Genomic DNA, 2,567 nt, shown 5'->3' with positions numbered 1-2,567 from the left:
TTGAACTAACCCGCTGACGCGGGAGGAGGCGGTTGGCTGGCGACTTCGACTCCGGGATCATCCGCAGGGCACATCCGTTCGAGTGGGACGATGGCAGTGCAGTTTGCTGTCCTGACCATTCAGAGCGGAGTCCACCATGACACCTTTACGTCGACGCATGATCGAGGATATGCGCGTGCGCAACCTCGCGCCCAATACGCAACGCGCGTATCTCCAGCAGGTGAACAACTTTGCCAGGCACTTCGGGCGGTCCCCCGAACTGCTGGGTCCCGAGGAGGTGCGCGCCTGGCAGGTGCACCTGACTGAAGTCCAGCGGCGCTCATCCAGCACGCTGGTGGTGGCCACCGCGGCGCTGCGCTTCCTGTACCACGTCACGCTCAAACGCGAGTGGGCGGTCGAAGAACTCCCGATCGCGCGGACGCCGCGCAAACTCCCGGTGATCCTCAGTCAGGAGGAGATCACCCGGTTCCTTGAAGCGATCCGTAGCGTCAAGCATCGAACCGTACTGATCGCGGCCTACGCGGCCGGCCTGCGCATCTCGGAAGCCACCCGGCTGAAGGTCGGCGATATCGATAGCCAGCGCATGATGCTGCGTGTCGAGCAGGGCAAAGGTCGCGCCGACCGCTACGTGATGCTCTCGCCACGGCTACTGGAGGTCCTGCGCAGCTACTGGTGTATCGGCCGGCCCCAGTACTGGCTGTTTCCCGGCCGCTTCCCGGATCAACCCGTGGGGGCCGACGTGGTGCGGGAGGCGTGCCATGACGCCCGTCGCCGTGCCGGGATCACCAAGCCGGTCACGCCGCACTCCCTGCGTCATGCGTTTGCGACGCACCTGCTCGAATCCGGCACGGACGTGCGCCTGATCCAGCTGCTGATGGGCCATCGCAGCCTGGCCACCACGGCGCGCTACCTGATGGTCGCGACGAGCACGATCTGTGCGACGGCCAGCCCGTTCGAGCGGTTGCCGTCGATGTCCCCGCAGGCTTCACGCGAAGCACCTGTTGACCAGGCCTGAACCGCGATGAAGGCCCCGCTGGAGCTGGCGGACATCCTGCACCGCCATGGCCCGGCCTACCGGCAACAGCATGCCGACTCGCTCGACCGCGAGCAGCGCCGCGTCATGCGTGCCATCGAGCAGTGCCGGACGGCGGCCCTGGGCGGTCACGTCGAACAGTGCGACAGTTGCGGACATCAGCGCATCGCCTATAACTCGTGTGGCAACCGGCACTGCCCGAGGTGCCAGTCGCTTGCCCGGGCACGTTGGCTCGACCACCGTCAGGCGGACCTGCTGCCGGTGCCGTACTTCCACGTCGTCTTCACCGTTCCGCAGGAGATCGCCGCCATCGCATTCCAGAACAAGCGTGTCGTCTACGACATCCTGTTCCAGGCAACGGCCGAAACGCTGCAGACGATAGCGGCAGACCCCCGGCATCTCGGCGCCACGATCGGCTTCATCGCGCTGCTGCACACCTGGGGGCAGAATCTGGTCCACCATCCGCATCTGCACTGCGTCATCCCGGGCGGCGGCCTGACTGCCGACGGCACGCGCTGGGTGGCTTGCCGGCCCGGATTCTTCCTGCCGGTGCGGGTTCTCTCGCGCCTGTTCCGCCGGCTGTTCCTCGAGCGCTTGCAACATGCCTTCGATACCGGGGCACTGCGCTTCTTCGCGTCGCTGGCCCACCTGTCCGAGCCGGGCGAGTTTGCCCGCTATCTTTGCGGCTCGCGCCAGACCGAGTGGGTCATCTATGCCAAGGAGCCATTCGGTGGTCCGCAGCAGGTCCTCGACTATCTCGGGCGCTACACCCACCGCGTCGCGATCTCGAACAGCCGGCTCATCAGTCAGGGCGAACGGCACGTCACATTCCGCTGGAAGGACTATCGCCATCCGGCCAGACCACGCGTGATGCAACTCGACGCCCACGAGTTCCTGCGCCGCTTCCTGCTGCACGTGTTGCCGCACGGACTGCAACGGATCCGCCACTACGGACTGCTCAGCAACCGGTTGCGTGAGGCCAGCCTCGCCGCATGTCGCCGTCTGCTTGACGCACCGCCCCCCGATATCCGGCTGACATCCGGACCCGACTACCGCGACTACCTTGCGCAGCTGACCGGCCGGTCACTGCGCGACTGTCCGGTCTGCAGACACGGTCATATGGTCTGCGTCGAATACCTCCTGCCTGGCGCGCCGCCGCGGGCGCCGCCGTACCCGCAATGAGGTACGAACGTACACCCCTACCGGGCGCCGGACCCGGCACATCCTGCGGATCCGCGCGGCAGGCTTGCCCATTGCGGCCGCAGCGCACCTTTCTCCTGCACCCCGGGCCGCTTGCGGACGATCAAGTCTGGTCGTGCCTGCCCGATCGTGCATCCGGATCCTTTCCTGCCGTCGCTTTGCTTCCCGCAAGCGGCGGTCACAGCCGCCACGGCACCGATTCAATTCCCATAGCCACCGACACTGGAGCGGCTTAGCTCAAGGAATTTTTAGCAGGGCAGAAACGGCTCGTTTGCGGAGCCCTTATCCTGCTCACTGCGCCGTTTCCGCCCTGCTAAAAATCCTCTGGATTATC

The 2,567-nt window shown here is 65.8% G+C and carries 2 protein-coding genes; both read left to right on the top strand.

The features are described from left to right. The first annotated feature begins 136 nt into the window (after positions 1-136). Positions 137-1,015 (top strand): tyrosine-type recombinase/integrase, encoded by an 879-nt coding sequence (locus AB3X94_RS41485; RefSeq protein ID WP_368594375.1) that lies wholly within the window; start codon positions 137-139, stop codon positions 1,013-1,015. 6 nt (positions 1,016-1,021) lie between these two features. Further along, a complete protein-coding gene (locus AB3X94_RS41480) occupies positions 1,022-2,215 on the top strand; it encodes an IS91 family transposase (RefSeq protein WP_368594374.1) in 1,194 nt (397 codons plus the stop codon). The last annotated feature ends 352 nt before the right edge of the window (positions 2,216-2,567 follow it).

This window comes from Paraburkholderia sp. BR10923 (assembly GCF_040948765.1).
In the GTDB taxonomy this organism is placed as follows: Bacteria; Pseudomonadota; Gammaproteobacteria; order Burkholderiales; family Burkholderiaceae; genus Paraburkholderia; species Paraburkholderia youngii.
The sequence above is the reverse complement of the archived record's forward strand: the minus strand, read 5'-3'. Positions and strand labels throughout refer to the sequence as shown.